Below are 16723 nucleotides of genomic sequence, written 5' to 3'. Positions count from 1 at the left end.
CTTTCGCGGCCTTTTCCACATTTAACATCTGTTGTTTGCTGAATATCTGCCGCTGCGGCAAGGTAGCCTTGCTGTTAAACACTAAGGAGGATACAGCATGCAACTTACCGAAAATAAAGCCATTATCCGTTTTTCACGTACCACAAAATGTCTTTTGGCCGCCGCCTTGTTCAGCTTGATGGGAGCATCAGCCATGGCGGCAGAAAAAACCTCATCAGAACAACAACAGGTGATTCAGAGCTCACCGCAAGCAGATCAACAGGCCGCCGCCGTTGAAGCGCATTCCGAAGGTGAAGTGACGGTGGATATCAACCAGGCGGATGCGGAAGAACTTGCCAGTATGCTGAACGGTGTTGGGATGAAAAAGGCAGAGGCTATTGTGCGATATCGTGAACAGAACGGGCCATTTACGCAGATTGAACAACTGCAGGAGGTGCCAGGGATAGGGCCAACGTTAGTGGAAAGGAATCGTGCCCGGCTGAAAATGTGATTTTGATCGCGGCTGCGGAGCAAAATGCGTTGGCAGCCGCTTTCCTCTGCTACATTTTACAGGTCATACCAGATTCATAAAAAATGAAAGGGATAAAGTCGAATCGGCCAGGGCGTAGTGCGCCCGTTTTTAACCATGATCAGACAGGAGCAGCCATTTCACTATGCATACTTATATTAAAGTTCGTGGTTATCATCTTGATTTTTATCAGCATGTTAATAATGCCCGCTATTTGGAATTTCTGGAGGAAGCTCGCTGGGAATGGTTGGAGCATCTGGACGCGTTCCACTGGATGACGCAAAACAACATCGCGTTTATCGTAGTGAACATCAATATCAACTATCGCAAACCGGCAGTGTTGGGCGACAAGCTACGTATTGATAGCCAAATGCAGCAACTGAGCGGCAAAAGTGGAGTATTGAGCCAGCAAGTGACGTTAGAGCCGGAGGGGTCACCGGTAGCTGATGCAACACTCACGTTTGTTTGTATCGATCTGAAAACCCAACGGGCATTACCGCTCGAAGGGGAACTGCGCGAGCACTTGATGGCATTGCAGCAGAAAGAGCAGGGTTGAGTTTGGCAGGCGGCTATACACGTCGTCTTTCAGGCTGTAGCGTTGTTGGCTTCACGTAGTCACCCCAGTCCCTTACCTAAGTAAGTTACTGGGTATTTCTACGTTTGCCGCCGAGCTACGGCTTGAAATCCATAGGATATAAACTGTATCACGCAAATGGTGACCAACAGTGTTCATTTGCTCTGTTTTAAACCAACCCGGTTTTTTGTTTCAGGCTTGCCATCACCTCGGTTTTATTGACCTGATACTGCTGTAATCCATGGGTACGCAGGTGGCAGGCAGCACATTGGCCGCAGCCATCACCTTTTATGCCGTTATAGCAGGTTAGGGTATCCTGGCGGACCCGTTCCAACTGCTGGTAGTAGTCTGCCAGTGCCCAGGTCTCGGCTTTATTGAGCCACATTAACGGTGTTTCAAAGTGAATATCACGTGCAATACCCAACACGATTGCGTGATTCAAGGCTTTAACAAACTCGTCGCGGCAATCGGGATAACCGGAAAAGTCAGTTTCGCACACCCCGATGATCACGGTTTCTGCTTCCACCTGATAGGCATAAATTGATGCTAATGTCAGGAAAAAGATATTACGCCCGGGTACAAAGGTATTTGGTATCGCCTCTTGCTGTGTGCTGTCGAATATGGGAAGCGGGATGTTGTCGCGGGTCAGGCTACTGATCGCCAACTCATTGAGTAATCCTGCCTCTAAGACTTTGTGTGCCTTGACCCCCAATTCCTGAGCCAGGGCCTTGGCAACGTCGATTTCGGCGCGGTGACGCTGGCCGTAATCGAACGTAATGCAGTGAACTTCATCATACTGTTGCAATGCCTGAATTAAGCAGGTCGTGGAGTCTTGTCCACCGCTAAAAACGACGACTGCGCGTTTCATAGAATCAACCTTCTGTGGAGGAGCCATTCCCGATATACATTCGGGCGGCTGGTTTATCCTCTCAGTGAGCGGTTTGCATTACTGAGGGGCGAATGACACTTGCGCTGGTGATAGTAGCAGATAGAGCACATCTACCGTAGGAGATGCATGGGGGAAGTTATCACTTATGGTTCTCCAGCGGCGGTGGTAGCCAGGCTTGGCAAAAATCAAACCAACCGTGGGCGGTGAGGGTTACCCCTTGAATGCGTGGCGGTGCGCTGACCTGATATTGATAGTGGAACAGCGGCGTCAGGATTGCTGCCTTCATCAACTGTTGGTAATAGATTTTCAATTGATTGTAGCGCTGCTGCTGATCAGGAAACTGCTGTATATGGCGCAAGATTTGCTGTTGGTGCTGCCAGTTTTCCTCGGTCAGAATGCCTTGCCAAAGTACATCACGGCGTAACCAGCTTTCCAGCGTGGCCTCTGGCGCTTCACCAATCAGATTATCTGCCAGAAGCAGGTCAGCCTGAGCGAGTTGTTCGGCACTTTGCCAGCGTTTACCGGAATAATAATGCACTTCTAACTCGCAACCCTGTTCCGCCAGCAACTGTTGTAAAAATTGTGTCAGCGTTTCAAGTTCAACCGGTGGGCGATAGAGCAAAGTGAGCTTGGCGGGCAGGTTAACTTCCTCAATCAGGTGCTCGGGAATGCTCCACCCAGGTAGCATTTCGTGGCTTGGGGTAATCACGCTATTGGGTATGGGGAGATTAGCCAGCAGCCCTGAACGCTGGATCAGCATCAGCAGCTTTTGCCCTTGGGCTTCACTGAGCCTTCCACGCCGCTGGTTGAGCGCCAGATAACACCAACCCAGGCTTATGCTGCGCTGCACCGGCCGCGCCAGTGCCAATTCCTCCTGTTGGCCGATGGTGATCCGTACTGGATGCTGGCAACTGGTGTCATTACCGCTGGTGAGTAAATCTGGCGTGATCCAATACTCAATGCTTTCCAGATAAGGGTGTTGCAGATGGTAATAAGGGTGCTGCTCTAGCCGCACGAGTTGAGGATCGTTCAGCGCCAGTTTGAACGGCCCGGCACCTATCACCGGGTATTCGGGGTGGTTAATCAGGCAGGGCAGCTCCGCTAACCGGTGTGCCAGCCAATAATCTGGGGTATGCAGATCGAACTGGATGCACAAGGTATGCGGCAGGCTGATGGTTTCCACGCAGCTCAATAGCGGTTGGCTGCGGGGGTGCTGGCGTAGTTTATTCAGCGTTTGCAGCAATTGCTGACCAGTCAGGGGTTCCCCGTTATGCCAGCGCAATTGGCTGCGCAAAAAGAACTGCCAGCACAGACCATCTTTACTGATCTGCCAATGATGTGCCAAATCCGGCTGGGGTTGTGGGTTGCCGGTATTAAAGCGTGTTAAGCCTGCATACACCGTGGCGACTAAATGTTGCTCGGCTCGGCCACTTAGCGTTAGTGGATCGAGTTTTTCTAACGTGCGGTAATAGGGAATACGCAGCGTTGGGCTGCCTTCCTGCCATTGGCCGCCAAGATGTGGGCTCAACAGTTCTTGCAGGTGCTGAGGGGCTAATTGCGCCATTTCCAGCGCGCCCTGATGATCACCTTGCTGCAACAGGCGTTGTAAATGGGCTGCACGCAGTTCATCGGGTGTTTTCAGGCATTGTAACTGTGCACGTTTGCCGCGCCCGGCTTGGGAGTGCCAGCTCAGCCAGCCCTGTTCTTGCAGTTGTTGTACCAGCGTGCGCGTGTGGCGTTCGCTGCAATAAAACATTGCAGCCAGTTCCGCGACGGTGATAGCTACAGGTGCGTTGCCGAGCTGCTGATACAGGCGTTGATACTGGCTGAGACGATGAACCAGACGCATCGTAATATCCTCTATCTTTCGAGCCGCAATTTGACATGGGCTATAAATCAGGAAGTATTTTCCTGAATTGTTCACTATTACTTCCGTAAATACTATCTCATACTGTAGCGATTGTAATAACGCTCACCGTCCCCCTCTATTGGTGACATTCCTTGAGGATCTTTATGTATCGTCTGGCTGCTTTTGACATGGATGGCACTTTGCTGACGCCCGATCACCGGATTGGGCCGGAAACGTTGGCCGCGTTGAATCAGTTGACCGATAGAAACATGGTGGTGACGTTTGCCACTGGGCGGCACTACCTTGATGCGCAACCGATCATGGCGCAGCTGGGTCTACAGGGTTATCTCATTACCGGCAATGGTACACGCGTTTACGGCAAGCAGGGGCAACAGTTGTATGCCACGGATTTACCTGCCGAGATTGCCGAAGATATTTTGCATACCGATTGGGATACCCCGGCCAGCCTGCATGTGTTCCGTGATGAAGGTTGGCTGACCGAACACGCGGTGCCGGAAATGCTGCAAGCCCACCATCTTAGCGGTTTTCAGTTTCAGTTGACCGACTTACGGCGTCTCCCTGCGTTTGGTAACAGCAAAGTTTGTTTTTGTGCTCCTCATCATGTGCTGATTGAGTTGCAGGCACAATTGCAGTCGCATTTTGGTGAGCGGGTTGATTTGTGCTTCTCGGCTTATGAGTGCCTTGAAGTGTTGCCGCTGGGCTGCAATAAAGGTGCAGCGCTGAGTAAACTGAGCGGTCATCTGGGTTTTACGATGGCGGATTGCATGGCGTTTGGCGATGCGATGAATGACAAGGAGATGTTGGCTGGCGTTGGCCACGGTGTGGTGATGGGGAATGCGTTACCACAATTGAAATTGTCTCTTCCAGAGCTACCCGTTATTGGCCATTGTGAACAACAGGCGGTGGCCCACTATTTACAACATTGGCTGCGTTCACCATGCTCCCCCTATACCCCCGTATAACGGAGCCTTTTATACCCGTCATACTTTAAGTTGCATGCGCGTTGGCTGCGTTCGTTCACCCCAGTCACATAGTTATCTATGCTCCTGGGGATTATGAGCCTCATGATTGAGGCTCACCCTTCGGGGCCAGCGCAAACGCTGTTCAAAAACGTGTTGTGTTTTTGTCCTGCAACTCGAATTATTTAGGGTATATAGCCAGCCGGGTAGACTACCCGGCTTTTTTATTCCCATCGTTTACAGATTTGCCAACTGCACCAAATAAGGTTTCAGATCACCGATGTGCTCACTGACCCATTCAGGGTTGTAGTAAGTATCCAGATAGCGCTCCCCGCTGTCGCATAATAGGGTAACGATCGCCCCCTGTTCGCCTTTTTCACGCATCTGTTTCGCCAGTTGCAGCGCACCCCAAACATTGGTTCCGGTAGAAGCCCCGGCCTTACGGCCCAGTACATTTTCCAGCCAGTGTATGGTAGCCACGCTAGCAGCGTCTGGCACGCATAACATGCTGTCGATCACGGAAGGAATGAACGAGGGCTCGGCGCGGGGGCGGCCGATACCTTCGATACGGCTGCCACAACTGCCGCTGATGGTGTGATCGCCATGGTGGAAACAATCGTAGAACACTGAGTTTTCTGGATCGACTACGGTAAGCTGCGTATCGTGGCCTTGGTAACGGATATACCGCCCCAGAGTGGCGGAAGTACCACCGGTACCAGCGCTCATTACGATATGTTTAGGAATCGGATAGGGTTCACGCGCCATCTGGCGGAAGATGCTGTCGGCAATATTGTTGTTGCCGCGCCAGTCGGTTGCCCGCTCGGCGAAGGTGAACTGATCCATATAATGGCCGTTCAGCTCTTTTGCCAACGCTTCTGAAACGGCATAAATCTGTGCAGCATGATCGACGAAATGGCAACGCCCGCCGTAGAACGCAATCTGTTCGACTTTGCGGCGGGCAGTTCCAGAAGTCATCACGGCGATAAATGGCAGGCCAATCAGCCGGGCGAAATAAGCTTCTGACACCGCAGTGCTGCCGGAGGAGGCTTCAATAATGGTGGTATTCTCGGTGATCCAACCGTTACACAGGCCGTAAAGAAACAGCGAACGTGCCAGCCGGTGCTTCAGGCTACCCGTTGGATGGGTACTTTCATCTTTCAGATAAAGACAGATGCCGGGAAACTCTGGCAGATTCAGGCGTATCAAGTGCGTGTCGGCGGAGCGCTGAAAATCTGCTTCTATTTCACCGATGGCATATTTTACCCAAGCGTTTGTCATGATCAGCTCTCAGAGTAAACAACGTATTGATGACGTAGCATAGCGTTTCATGGGGAAAAAAGGATTGCCATTTTTCCTGTTTAATCGCTTAATGAGAGAAAAATTTTCTCTGGATAGCGCCATGTTAGATAAAACAGATCGCAAACTGTTGTGTATGCTGCAACAAGACTGTACGCAATCGTTGCAGGTTCTGGCTGAAGCAGTGAATCTGACCTCTACCCCGTGCTGGAAACGGCTGAAAAGACTGGAGGACGAAGGCTATATTCGTGCGCGTGTCGCACTGCTGGATAATGAAAAACTTGGGCTTGGATTGACGGCGTTTGTGCTGATTAAAACCCAGCAGCACAGCGGTGAGTGGTATCAGAAATTTGTTGAACTCACAACGCAAATGCCTGAGGTACTGGCATTTTACCGCATGACAGGGGAATACGATTACCTGATGCAGGTTGAAGTGGCCGACATGAAAAGTTATGACAATTTCTACAAGCGCCTGGTGACCGGTGTGCCGGGGTTAATTGATGTGACTTCCAGTTTTGCGATGGAAAAAATCAAATACACTACTGCACTGCCGGTGCCGGAGTGAAAAGTTCATTTCATCTTGTTTTTTGGAGTTGCGGAGCTGCAATTTCTATCTATCGGGAATAAAACTGCGTGAGATTATTTGCTCAAATCGGCTGGTATTTCCGCCGCGAGTGGCGTCGCTATCTTGGTGCGGTGATGCTGCTGATCATTATCGCCATTCTGCAACTGCTGCCGCCTAAATTGGTGGGGATTATTGTTGATGGTGTCAGCGGGAAACAGATGTCCACCCGTGTACTGATGGCTTGGTTGGGGCTGATGCTCGGCACCGCAATCGTAGTTTACCTGCTGCGCTATGTGTGGCGGGTGTGGTTGTTTGGGGCTGCTTATCAGTTAGCGGTGGAACTGCGTGAAAACTTCTATCACCAGCTTAGTCGCCAGAATCCGGCCTTCTATCTGCGCCATCGTACTGGTGATCTGATGGCGCGCACCACCAATGATGTGGATCGCGTGGTATTTGCTGCCGGGGAGGGAGTACTGACGCTGGTGGATTCGCTGGTGATGGGGCTGGTGGTGTTACTGGTGATGAGCACGCAAATCAGTTGGCAACTGACGTTGCTTGCGTTGATCCCAATGCCGATAATGGCCATCGCCATCAAGTATTACGGCGATCAACTGCACCAACGTTTTAAATCAGCGCAGGCAGCCTTCTCCAGCCTGAACGATCAGGCTCAGGAAAGTATGACCAGTATCCGCATGATCAAAGCTTTTGGTTTGGAAAATCATCAATCCAAACTGTTTGCCGAGGTGGCGGCACAGACCGGTGCGAAAAATATGTACGTGGCGCACGTTGATGCCCGTTTCAACCCCACCATTTATATCGCTATCGGTGCCTCTAATCTGTTGGCGATCGGCGGGGGCAGTTGGATGGTGGTTAATGGTTCACTCACGCTTGGTCAATTGACCAGTTTTGTGATGTATCTCGGCCTGATGATCTGGCCGATGCTGGCATTGGCCTGGATGTTCAACATCGTTGAACGCGGCAGCGCGGCCTATAGCCGCATTCGTAGCCTACTGGAAGAAGCCCCAGCGGTGAAAGACGGTGAGTCTGAGTTGCCCACCGGGCGCGGCCAACTGGTTGCAGGGATTAACGCTTTCCATTATCCGCAAAACAGCAGGCCAGCGCTGCATGGCGTTGCGTTGCGGTTGCAACCTGGGCAAATGCTTGGTCTTTGCGGGCCAACCGGCGCGGGGAAATCGACGCTGTTGGCTCTGCTTCAGCGCCAGTTTGATATAGATGAGGGCGAAATCAGTTATCACGGCCTGCCACTGACCCAGCTCAAGCTTGATGTATGGCGTTCACGTCTGTCAGTCGTTAGCCAAACGCCGTTTTTGTTTTCCGACAGTGTGGCAAATAACATTGCTCTCGGTAATCCTGCGGCAACGCAGGAACAGATTGAACAGGCTGCACATCTGGCCAGCGTGCATGAAGACATTCTGCGTTTGCCGCAGGGGTATGAAACCGAAGTGGGTGAGCGCGGCGTAATGCTTTCCGGTGGTCAGAAACAGCGTATTTCCATTGCACGGGCGCTGTTGCTGGAGGCGGAAATCCTGATCCTTGACGACGCACTTTCTGCGGTAGATGGCCGGACGGAACATCAGATCCTGCATAACCTGCGCAACTGGGGGCAAAACCGTACGCTGATCATCAGTGCGCACCGTCTTTCTGCCCTGACCGAAGCTAATGAAATTCTGGTGTTGCAGCAGGGTACGGTTACCCAGCGTGGGCAACATGCATCCTTGGCGGCACAGCCTGGTTGGTATCGTGATATGTATCGTTACCAGCAACTGGAAGCCGCGCTGGATGAAGCCCCGGAAACCGCTGAGGAGGCGCTGGCTGATGAATAAGATGCGAGAACTGTGGCCAACGTTGAAACGATTGCTGGCTTATGGTTCACCTTACCGTAAACCGCTGGGGCTGGCGGTGCTGATGTTGTGGATCGCGGCGGCGGCGGAAGTTGCAGGGCCAATTCTGATCGGTTATTTCATCGATAACTATGTTGCCAAGGGGCAATTACCCCTGATGATTGTTAGCGGGTTGGCGGTGGCTTACGTACTGCTCGAACTGTTGGCCGCTGCGTTGCAGTATTTCCAGGCTCTGCTGTTTAATCAGGCGGCGGTGGGAGTAGTGCAGCGATTGCGTACTGACGTGATGGATGCGGCGTTACGCCAACCGTTGAGCGCGTTTGATACCCAGCCGGTTGGGCAACTGATATCGCGAGTCACTAACGATACCGAAGTGATTAAAGATCTGTATGTGATGGTGGTTGCCACCGTGTTGAAAAGTGCGGCGTTGATCGGTGCGATGTTGGTAGCGATGTTCAGCCTTGATTGGCGTATGGCACTGGTGGCGATCTGCATTTTCCCTGCGGTGCTGATAGTGATGGGGATTTACCAATATTACAGTACGCCGATTGTGCGCCGGATGCGCAGCTATCTGGCGGATATCAACGATGGTTTCAATGAAGTGATCAATGGGATGGCGGTAATCCAGCAATTCCGCCAGCAAAAACGCTTTGGTGAGCGCATGAGTGCAGCCAGCCGTTCGCACTATACTGCACGTATGCAGACGCTACGTCTGGATGGTTTTTTGTTGCGACCACTGCTCAGTCTGTTTTCTGCGCTGGTATTGTGCGGCCTGCTGATGCTGTTTGGTTTCAGTGGTGAGGGGGTGATTGGCGTGGGCGTGCTATATGCCTTCATCAACTATCTTGGTCGCCTGAATGAACCGCTGATTGAGCTGACTTCGCAGCAATCTATTTTGCAACAGGCGGTGGTTGCCGGTGAACGCATTTTTGAATTGATGGATCGCAGCCAGCAGAATTATGGTACGGACGATCGTCCATTGGAAAGCGGCCGTATCGAGATTGACGATCTGAGCTTTGCCTATCGTGATGACAAAAAAGTATTGCAGCATGTCTCGCTGACCGTGCCCGCGCGGGGTTTTGTGGCATTGGTCGGGCATACCGGCAGTGGCAAAAGCACGTTGGCTAACCTGCTGATGGGCTATTATCCAGTGGATAGCGGGGAGGTGCGTGTCGATGGGCGCCCATTGCCGAGCTTTTCACACCGAACCTTGCGGCAGGGCATTGCGATGGTGCAGCAGGACCCGGTGGTGATTGCTGAATCGGTGCTGGCGAATGTGACGCTGGGCCGTAACATCAGTGAAGAGGCCGTGTGGCAGGCGCTGGAAGCGGTACAGTTGGCTGAGCTGGTGCGGTCATTCCCTCAGGGGCTCCAGACGCGTTTGGGGGAGCAGGGCAATAACTTGTCTGTTGGCCAGAAACAGTTGCTGGCGATGGCGCGTGTATTGGTACAGGCCCCACAGATCCTGATTTTGGACGAAGCCACGGCCAATATCGATTCGGGCACGGAACAGGCGATTCAGCGAGCGTTACGCCTGATCCGTGAACACACCACGCTGGTGGTGATTGCACACCGTCTTTCAACCATCGTTGATGCCGATTCCATCCTGGTCTTGCACCGTGGCCATGCGGTGGAACAGGGGAACCATCAGCAACTGCTGGCACAGCAAGGGCGTTATTACCAAATGTACCAGTTGCAGTTGGCCGGCGAAGAACTGGTCGCTGCCACGCGTGAGGAGATTCAACCGGCATAAGATATCCGTCAGCGCCAGCCGCTGGCGGATACATTTTAGATGGCCATGGCTTTTCGCACCATCAATAGGCATTTCCCCTTTTCTTTCTGTCTAAACTGCACATTTTTGACGCGCAATGCCCCAAAATGGTGCATTGCAATGCGTTGATTATTCATGCCACCACATAATGCTGATGAAGGCCTCCTTGTCATTGGCTGAATTCACCGACGAAATCATTTATGGCATAGCCTTTGCTTTATAAGACTCGTACCAGGGGTGAGTTTTTGGGCTTAATTCGTGGAGAGGCAATATGAAGATGGTTACCGTGGTGATTAAACCATTCAAGTTAGAGGACGTGCGTGAAGCCCTATCCTCTGTAGGTATTCAGGGGCTGACTGTAACCGAAGTCAAAGGTTTTGGCCGCCAGAAGGGGCATGCAGAGCTTTATCGTGGTGCTGAATACAGCGTCAACTTCTTGCCTAAAGTCAAAATCGATATTGCTATCGCCGACGACCAGCTAGATGAAGTGATTGATGTGATCAGCAAAGCGGCTTACACCGGCAAAATTGGTGATGGCAAAATTTTCGTTGCCGAATTGCAACGTGTTATTCGTATTCGCACCGGTGAAACAGACGAAGCCGCACTGTAATTACAGGCTCAGTCAAGTAAATGGGGATGGATTGATAATGAAGAAACTTTTATCCATGTTGGGCCTGAGTACGGTAACCCTGGTTCCTTCTTTGGCTCTGGCCGCTCCGGCGGTGGCTGATAAGGCTGACAATGCCTTTATGATGATTTGCACCGCATTGGTGTTATTCATGACTTTACCAGGTATCGCTTTGTTTTACGGTGGTTTACTGCGTGGTAAAAACGTACTTTCGATGCTGACACAGGTGACGGTGACCTTTGCCCTGGTGTGTGTACTGTGGGTCCTTTACGGTTACAGCCTGGCCTTTAGCGAAGGTAATGCTTTCTTCGGCGGTTTTCAGACGGTGATGCTGAAAGGGATCGGTATTGATAGCGTAACTGGCACGTTTAACCAAATGATCCATGTCGCATTTCAGGCTTCTTTCGCCTGTATCACCGTGGCGCTGGTGGTAGGTGGCTTTGCCGAACGCATCCGTTTCTCCGCCGTGGTGATTTTTGCGGCCATCTGGTTCACGATTTCCTACTTGCCGATTGCGCATATGGTATGGGGAGGTGGTTTCCTGGCAATGGATGGCGCGCTGGATTTTGCCGGTGGCACCGTGGTGCACATCAACGCTGCCAGCGCGGGGTTGGTTGGTGCTTACTTGCTGGGTAAACGTGCCGGTTTTGGTAAAGAAGCGTTCAAACCACATAACCTGCCAATGGTGTTTACCGGGGCTTCGATCCTGTATATCGGTTGGTTTGGTTTCAACGCCGGTTCTGCCAGTGCGGCCAACGGCATTGCTGCCCTGGCGTTTCTGAACACGGTGGTGGCGACGGCGGGGGCGATCCTCTCTTGGACTTTCGCTGAGTGGATACTGCGCGGTAAGCCTTCTCTGCTGGGGGCGTGCTCTGGATGTATCGCGGGGCTGGTAGCGATTACGCCAGCTGCGGGGACTGTCGGTGTGGGTGGAGCATTGATTATCGGCCTGATCGGCGGTGTTGCTGGCCTGTGGGGGGTGGTGATACTGAAGAAATGGCTGAAAGTGGATGATACCTGCGATGTGTTCGGCGTTCACGGCGTATGCGGTATCGTGGGCTGCCTGCTGACCGGGGTGTTCACCGCGGCTTCACTGGGGGGAACTGGCTACGCTGCTGGCGTCACCATGGCTCATCAGGTGTGGGTCCAGTTACTGAGCGTGGTGATTACTCTGGTCTGGTCAAGCGTTGCAGCGTTTATTGCCTTTAAAGTCGCCGGGGCCGTTGTCGGGCTGCGTGTACCGGAAGAGCAAGAACGCGAAGGCTTGGACGTCAACAGCCATGGCGAGAACGCATACAACCAGTAAAAGGTTGTGAAAAACGCGGGTGTTGAGTGGCGAACAATAAATAACCAGATGGAAAGGGCGATAATGTTATCGCCCTTTTTCTTTTATACATCGCGCTGACGGATAACGCCTTCTTGTACCGTAGTGGCAACTAACACCCCTGCACGGGTATAGAAATGACCACGGACAAACCCGCGAGCACCGGAAGCTGAGGGGCTATCCACCACGTACAGCAACCAGTCATCCATACGGAAAGGGCGATGGAACCACATCGAATGATCGATGGTTGCCACTTGCATGCCTGGTTCAAGAAAACCCACGCCATGCGGTTGCAGCGCGGTGGGCAGAAGGTTGAAGTCTGAGGCGTAACCCAGTAAGTATTGATGGGTCCGTAGGTCATCTGGCATCGTGCCGTTGGCGCGGAACCAGACATGACGATAGGGGGCTTCCACACTGCCTTGCAGTGGGTTATGGAATTTCACCGGGCGCATCTCAATCGGCTTCTGACCGATAAACTTATCCCGCACCTTCTCTGGCAGCATATGTGACAGCTTTTGGGCTATTTCTGATTCCGACAGCAGCCCCTCTGGCGGTGGCACATCCGGCATGGTGTTCTGGTGTTCAAATCCTTGTTCCGGGCTTTGGAAAGACGCAGTCATGTAGAAAATCGGCTTACCATGCTGAATGGCACTGACGCGGCGTGCGCTGAAACTGTTACCGTCGCGCAGAATTTCTACGTCATAAATAATGGGTTTACTACTGTCACCAGGGCGCAAGAAATAGCTGTGGAACGAATGAACGCTACGTTCTTCGGGGGTGGTCTGTTTGGCGGCATACAGTGCCTGACCAACAACCTGGCCACCAAATACTTGGCGTAACCCCAGGTCTTCACTTTGGCCACGGTACAGGCCTTCTTCAATTTTCTCCAGATTCAGCAGGTTGAGGAGGTTTTGCAGTGCCTGGCTCATAAGGTAGTCACCCTTTTCATCATCATGTTACGCAGTGTGCGGAATAATACGGCAAGACATTAATATATTGCATTATCTCTATTAGGCGTTAATTGGCTTTTAGAGGCAGATAGCTGACGGTTAATGGATAATGGAGTGCGTGTGTTGTACGCATTTGTTAATTTTATTTTAGCGGTTTTTACCAACACCAGCCGTAAACCGACAGATCGATGCTGCCCTGCGCAGTGAACGCGATACCTTCAACAAGCAATGCCTGTTTTTGGCGTGTATAGTCATCACCCTGTAACGAAATCTGCCCGTAGCGGTTGATCACTCGATGCCATGGCAGGGTGCTGCCTTCCGGTAATTTTTTTAAAATCCCGCCAACTTGGCGTGCAGCACGCGATGAGCCTGCCAGCCGAGCGACTTCGCCATAAGTTGTCACCTTACCGTAAGGGATAGCGGCAATCACATGAAACACGCGTTGACGAAATGTGGCCTCTTCTGGCTCCATGTCCTTCTTCCCGCTGCATAAATTCAGTATAGGAGTGTGCCACAGTAGGTGTGGGTAAGAAAACAGCTGTTAGTCTGGGTTGGCTTGCTATTTGGCTGGCCATCGCTGATAATGCCCACCGCTTCATAGTGAACGAAGCCGTCAATGGGGGCCCTGTTGGTTCTCCCGCAATACTAACTTGTGAACTCGGTCAGATTCGGAAGGAAGCAGCCGTAGCAAGTGACGTGTGTGCCGGGATGTAGCTGGCAGGGCCCCCACCAATTTCTGGCTAAGTACTTCATGCTTAATGAGATAAAGTACTTAATCCATGCCTGACAAGCTTAAGTGGTACAACTTTTGTGTATCGCTATAATTCTATGTCGTTTTGACATGTTCCTTTGTAGTATCGGCATTATCTTATGCTCAGGTCCCTGTTTGAAATTATCTGTGGCAGGAAACGTTGCTGTAGTGGCGATAGATTGGCAAAATGCCATCACTGATTCTAGTGCTATTGGGGTAGTGGTGTTAGCAAAGGGAATATCCGTGGATCGAAGGGATAACGAAATATTGTTGCCTGGATTTAAATGCGTTACTGGGTTCGATAGTTTGTATGGAGTGATACATTACTGAACAATAATTACTATTTTATCTCAATTGTATAAAATATATTTGAGTGATGAAAAGTTAACCACTTGCATTGGCCGTTAACTAATAGCACTGTACCGTTGATACACAGCAAGGAAAAACCATCTGCTTTAATTAAATGCAGAGTTTGCTCATTTTTACATTTCAGTAATGTAAAAGAAACCTGAACTTGTAAGAACAACGCCTGTTCAGAGTAACCATTGAAGCCGATAGTTCTATCGGCTCAACACGAAGTTACTTTGATTATCTTACATATTTCCAAACAGCAGTTGGGATTTTATCGTACAGTTTGTTCATGGTGAGTTCAGCCAAGCGATGGTCAGCTGCGGAATAGAACAGCTCTAACTCATCGTTCGAGAGCTCATACTTATTTTTCTCTATAACACGTTCCAGAGTGTCAATTGTGGTGCATTTACGCAAACGCATCAGATAGTCAATTTTCGTCATGGTAACCTTTAATCTTATTAACCGTAAAATTGTCTGGGGACAATTATCCCCTAAGTTTTCATCGTCGTATAGATGCCTTCGCCTGAGAACATCCCGAATAATCGCGCCCTGGTTTTTTGCCAGCGACGCAGGTCGGAATCATTAATACCGTAATTGCTGAACAATGTATAGGTATCATCGAGATACTCTTCGACAAGCTCTGACAAATCACTTTCGCCCATGTATTTAATTTTAAAACTCATTACAAACGAAGCAATATGTTCTATCAACTCGTTAAGCTGCAGATTGACGGAGGATGTTGGGTCATTTACCCAGCCATGGTTGCTGTCACCCAAAGTGGCCATGCCTTCGTCGTACAAATTTTCACACAAAAACTTGAGTTGTACAATATCATGCCTTTTTGGCGAATACTCATCCATATCATCTCCCGTAAATCTTAATTTCGGTGTTGATAACACTCTGTGAGTACACTGATTTACATCATAAACGGAAGCAGCTTAACAATGACCAAATAGACCTTCCGTGTAATAAATATAAATCATTTTTCGCCATCTGGCCTGTTTTTATTACTCAAACTTACAATTAAGCAGCCGTTAGTGAGAGCAGGTGAATCAATTACGCCGAATATCTGGCTCTTTTCCGGCTCACTAAAAGTACGTTATCATTAATATACCTATACATTACTGATATCTCAATGCTTGCTAAAATTTGACCATTGGTAACGATAACTTATTGAATAACCGTTGTTACCTGAACTTTTGATTTCAGGCGTTTTTAATGCGTGTTTAAAGCAGCACACATTCGCTGAATAAAAAAACAATCAAAGTGGCGGCTGTTTAGGTCATGTATCATCAATCACTTTCTTGAACATTTACAAAAAACGCATAATAGCCTAACAAAACTAATAGCCTATCACGATAAGTTATTAGTTTTGCCATCTTGAGCCAAAGCCATGCTCAAATGAAAGCCCTAATCTTTGAGTGCCTATAAGTGTAGGTTTTTTCGTACCCATACCACCAGCAACAATTATACCTACAGGAATAGGTTCTAAGTTGTACCAGAGTTCACCCTCTATCTTACTCCTTTTTCACCCTTGGGGGGATAAACTTTTTGCTAAATAAATTTTTTACTATTTGCTAGCCTTTGCGCTCAATGAGCTAACTCAGGTGGGATCAGGGTGCTATTGGCCTTGTTGTGGCTTGTGTTCATGAGGAAGGGGAGTGTTGTTATGACAACGCAACGGTAAGATACTATAAGTTATGATGCGGATATATTTAGCCGATTGAATTTATTGACGAATTACCAATACTCATCTTGCCCATAGAGAGTTGATGAAAACGACACCAATATGGTTAATGTTGGAGATGCAGATACCCCTGCTAGCGCACCGTTCACAGGGGGATCTAAAAGATACTAACGTTTTTTCTTCCGCCCCTGTACCGCTTTAAATCGCGGATTGGATTTACAAATTACGTAAATACGGCCATGGCGACGCACCACTTTGCAATCAGGATGGCGATGTTTTGCCGAACGCAATGAACTCAGAACCTGCATGATAACCCCCTGTTATTTTTTACTGCCGATGAAGCGCCCAAAACGTTGCTGGAAGCGGGCAGTGCTACCTTCTTTCGAGAATTCTTTCTGCTTACCGGTGTAGTACGGATGTGAAGCAGAAGAGATATCAATTGTGACATAAGGCCAGTTTTGACCATCAAGAACGACGGTACGATCGGTTTTAATGGTTGAACCTACTTTGAAATAGGTATTGGCGCTAAGATCGTGGAATACCACGATACGGTAGTCTGGATGAATGTTTGCTTTCATAATGAACCCGAATGATATGTTATAATATAACAATAAATATAAGGTACACAATAAAGCGGATCAAGCACAAAATGCATTGGCAGGTGATTTAATGGGAATGATTTCTATTAACGAGGGCAGGAAAAGAAGAAGACCGCATCAGAGCGGTCTTCTTTTTAAT

17 protein-coding genes and 1 other RNA gene are annotated in these 16723 nt (G+C 49.9%); 9 read left to right on the top strand and 9 right to left on the bottom strand.

Annotated elements, in window-relative coordinates:
• The first annotated feature begins 97 nt into the window (after positions 1-97).
• Both Z042_RS21720 and Z042_RS21715 read left to right on the top strand, forming a co-directional pair.
• The gene (locus Z042_RS21720; protein WP_024913886.1) at positions 98-490 is read left to right on the top strand and encodes a ComEA family DNA-binding protein; all 393 of its coding nucleotides are present in this window, start codon (positions 98-100) and stop codon (positions 488-490) included.
• Between the two features lie 163 nt (positions 491-653).
• A complete protein-coding gene (locus tag Z042_RS21715) occupies positions 654-1064 on the top strand; it encodes an acyl-CoA thioesterase (protein ID WP_024913887.1) in 411 nt (136 codons plus the stop codon).
• Positions 1065-1251: 187 nt separating this feature from the next.
• On the opposite strand, the gene queC is transcribed toward Z042_RS21715, so the two are convergent.
• Both queC and Z042_RS21705 read right to left on the bottom strand, forming a co-directional pair.
• Positions 1252-1950 carry a 7-cyano-7-deazaguanine synthase QueC gene (gene queC, locus Z042_RS21710; RefSeq protein WP_024913888.1) on the bottom strand — a complete coding sequence of 233 codons (699 nt, stop codon included), beginning with the start codon at positions 1948-1950 and terminating at the stop codon, positions 1252-1254.
• A 160-nt stretch (positions 1951-2110) separates the two neighbouring features.
• Positions 2111-3820: an SgrR family transcriptional regulator gene (locus Z042_RS21705; protein WP_024913889.1), complete on the bottom strand. Its 1710-nt coding sequence runs from the start codon at positions 3818-3820 to the stop codon at positions 2111-2113.
• 164 nt (positions 3821-3984) lie between these two features.
• Between Z042_RS21705 and cof the strand changes: the two genes are divergently transcribed.
• Positions 3985-4803 (top strand): HMP-PP phosphatase, encoded by an 819-nt coding sequence (cof, locus tag Z042_RS21700; protein WP_024913890.1) that lies wholly within the window; start codon positions 3985-3987, stop codon positions 4801-4803.
• A gap of 234 nt (positions 4804-5037) precedes the next feature.
• On the opposite strand, the gene Z042_RS21695 is transcribed toward cof, so the two are convergent.
• Complete coding sequence (locus Z042_RS21695; RefSeq protein ID WP_024913891.1) at positions 5038-6078, bottom strand: PLP-dependent cysteine synthase family protein; 1041 nt, start codon at positions 6076-6078, stop codon at positions 5038-5040.
• Between the two features lie 121 nt (positions 6079-6199).
• On the opposite strand from Z042_RS21695, the gene Z042_RS21690 reads away from it, so the two are divergent.
• The 5 genes from Z042_RS21690 to amtB all read left to right on the top strand — a co-directional run bounded on the left by Z042_RS21690 (position 6200) and on the right by amtB (position 12228).
• Positions 6200-6661, top strand: a complete 462-nt coding sequence (locus Z042_RS21690) for an Lrp/AsnC family transcriptional regulator (RefSeq protein WP_024913892.1) — start codon at positions 6200-6202, stop codon at positions 6659-6661.
• A 68-nt stretch (positions 6662-6729) separates the two neighbouring features.
• A complete protein-coding gene (locus Z042_RS21685) occupies positions 6730-8505 on the top strand; it encodes a SmdA family multidrug ABC transporter permease/ATP-binding protein (protein ID WP_024913893.1) in 1776 nt (591 codons plus the stop codon).
• Positions 8498-10276, top strand: coding sequence for a SmdB family multidrug efflux ABC transporter permease/ATP-binding protein (locus Z042_RS21680; RefSeq protein WP_024913894.1), 1779 nt, complete (start codon positions 8498-8500; stop codon positions 10274-10276). The genes Z042_RS21685 and Z042_RS21680 overlap by 8 nt, the downstream gene beginning before the upstream one ends.
• 289 nt (positions 10277-10565) lie before the next feature.
• On the top strand, positions 10566-10904 hold the full coding sequence (gene glnK / locus Z042_RS21675; RefSeq protein WP_024913895.1) for a P-II family nitrogen regulator: 339 nt from the start codon (positions 10566-10568) through the stop codon (positions 10902-10904).
• A gap of 37 nt (positions 10905-10941) precedes the next feature.
• Positions 10942-12228 (top strand): ammonium transporter AmtB, encoded by a 1287-nt coding sequence (gene amtB / locus Z042_RS21670; protein ID WP_037407182.1) that lies wholly within the window; start codon positions 10942-10944, stop codon positions 12226-12228.
• An 83-nt stretch (positions 12229-12311) separates the two neighbouring features.
• Here amtB and tesB read toward each other — a convergent pair whose 3' ends face one another.
• Entirely contained in the window at positions 12312-13175 is an 864-nt protein-coding gene (tesB, locus tag Z042_RS21665; RefSeq protein ID WP_024913897.1) for an acyl-CoA thioesterase II, read from the bottom strand.
• Between the two features lie 178 nt (positions 13176-13353).
• Positions 13354-13668, bottom strand: coding sequence for an MGMT family protein (locus Z042_RS21660; protein WP_024913898.1), 315 nt, complete (start codon positions 13666-13668; stop codon positions 13354-13356).
• A 154-nt stretch (positions 13669-13822) separates the two neighbouring features.
• On the opposite strand from Z042_RS21660, the gene ffs reads away from it, so the two are divergent.
• Positions 13823-13919: signal recognition particle sRNA small type (gene ffs / locus Z042_RS25340), an RNA gene on the top strand.
• Between the two features lie 616 nt (positions 13920-14535).
• On the opposite strand, the gene Z042_RS21650 is transcribed toward ffs, so the two are convergent.
• From Z042_RS21650 to Z042_RS21635, 4 genes are all read right to left on the bottom strand, one after another.
• Positions 14536-14739, bottom strand: a complete 204-nt coding sequence (locus Z042_RS21650) for an HHA domain-containing protein (protein WP_024913899.1) — start codon at positions 14737-14739, stop codon at positions 14536-14538.
• A gap of 50 nt (positions 14740-14789) precedes the next feature.
• The gene (gene tomB / locus Z042_RS21645) at positions 14790-15158 is read right to left on the bottom strand and encodes an Hha toxicity modulator TomB (RefSeq protein ID WP_024913900.1); all 369 of its coding nucleotides are present in this window, start codon (positions 15156-15158) and stop codon (positions 14790-14792) included.
• 994 nt (positions 15159-16152) lie between these two features.
• The gene (gene ykgO, locus Z042_RS21640; protein ID WP_024913901.1) at positions 16153-16293 is read right to left on the bottom strand and encodes a type B 50S ribosomal protein L36; all 141 of its coding nucleotides are present in this window, start codon (positions 16291-16293) and stop codon (positions 16153-16155) included.
• Positions 16294-16305: 12 nt separating this feature from the next.
• Positions 16306-16563 carry a type B 50S ribosomal protein L31 gene (locus tag Z042_RS21635; protein ID WP_024913902.1) on the bottom strand — a complete coding sequence of 86 codons (258 nt, stop codon included), beginning with the start codon at positions 16561-16563 and terminating at the stop codon, positions 16306-16308.
• Between the last annotated feature and the right edge of the window lie 160 nt (positions 16564-16723).

This window comes from Chania multitudinisentens RB-25 (assembly GCF_000520015.2).
In the GTDB taxonomy this organism is placed as follows: Bacteria; Pseudomonadota; Gammaproteobacteria; order Enterobacterales; family Enterobacteriaceae; genus Chania; species Chania multitudinisentens.
The sequence above is the reverse complement of the archived record's forward strand: the minus strand, read 5'-3'. Positions and strand labels throughout refer to the sequence as shown.

Bases quoted from the DNA above. Each gene is read 5' to 3' on its own strand.
- queC (WP_024913888.1), bottom strand. From the start codon at position 1,950: ATGAAACGCGCAGTCGTCGTTTTTAGCGGTGGACAAGACTCCACGACC.
- cof (WP_024913890.1), top strand. From the start codon at position 3,985: ATGTATCGTCTGGCTGCTTTTGACATGGATGGCACTTTGCTGACGCCC.
- Z042_RS21715 (WP_024913887.1), top strand. From the start codon at position 654: ATGCATACTTATATTAAAGTTCGTGGTTATCATCTTGATTTTTATCAG.
- ykgO (WP_024913901.1), bottom strand. From the start codon at position 16,293: ATGCAGGTTCTGAGTTCATTGCGTTCGGCAAAACATCGCCATCCTGAT.
- glnK (WP_024913895.1), top strand. From the start codon at position 10,566: ATGAAGATGGTTACCGTGGTGATTAAACCATTCAAGTTAGAGGACGTG.
- Z042_RS21705 (WP_024913889.1), bottom strand. From the start codon at position 3,820: ATGCGTCTGGTTCATCGTCTCAGCCAGTATCAACGCCTGTATCAGCAG.
- Z042_RS21650 (WP_024913899.1), bottom strand. From the start codon at position 14,739: ATGACGAAAATTGACTATCTGATGCGTTTGCGTAAATGCACCACAATT.
- tesB (WP_024913897.1), bottom strand. From the start codon at position 13,175: ATGAGCCAGGCACTGCAAAACCTCCTCAACCTGCTGAATCTGGAGAAA.
- amtB (WP_037407182.1), top strand. From the start codon at position 10,942: ATGAAGAAACTTTTATCCATGTTGGGCCTGAGTACGGTAACCCTGGTT.
- Z042_RS21690 (WP_024913892.1), top strand. From the start codon at position 6,200: ATGTTAGATAAAACAGATCGCAAACTGTTGTGTATGCTGCAACAAGAC.
- Z042_RS21695 (WP_024913891.1), bottom strand. From the start codon at position 6,078: ATGACAAACGCTTGGGTAAAATATGCCATCGGTGAAATAGAAGCAGAT.
- Z042_RS21635 (WP_024913902.1), bottom strand. From the start codon at position 16,563: ATGAAAGCAAACATTCATCCAGACTACCGTATCGTGGTATTCCACGAT.
- Z042_RS21660 (WP_024913898.1), bottom strand. From the start codon at position 13,668: ATGGAGCCAGAAGAGGCCACATTTCGTCAACGCGTGTTTCATGTGATT.
- Z042_RS21680 (WP_024913894.1), top strand. From the start codon at position 8,498: ATGAATAAGATGCGAGAACTGTGGCCAACGTTGAAACGATTGCTGGCT.
- Z042_RS21720 (WP_024913886.1), top strand. From the start codon at position 98: ATGCAACTTACCGAAAATAAAGCCATTATCCGTTTTTCACGTACCACA.
- tomB (WP_024913900.1), bottom strand. From the start codon at position 15,158: ATGGATGAGTATTCGCCAAAAAGGCATGATATTGTACAACTCAAGTTT.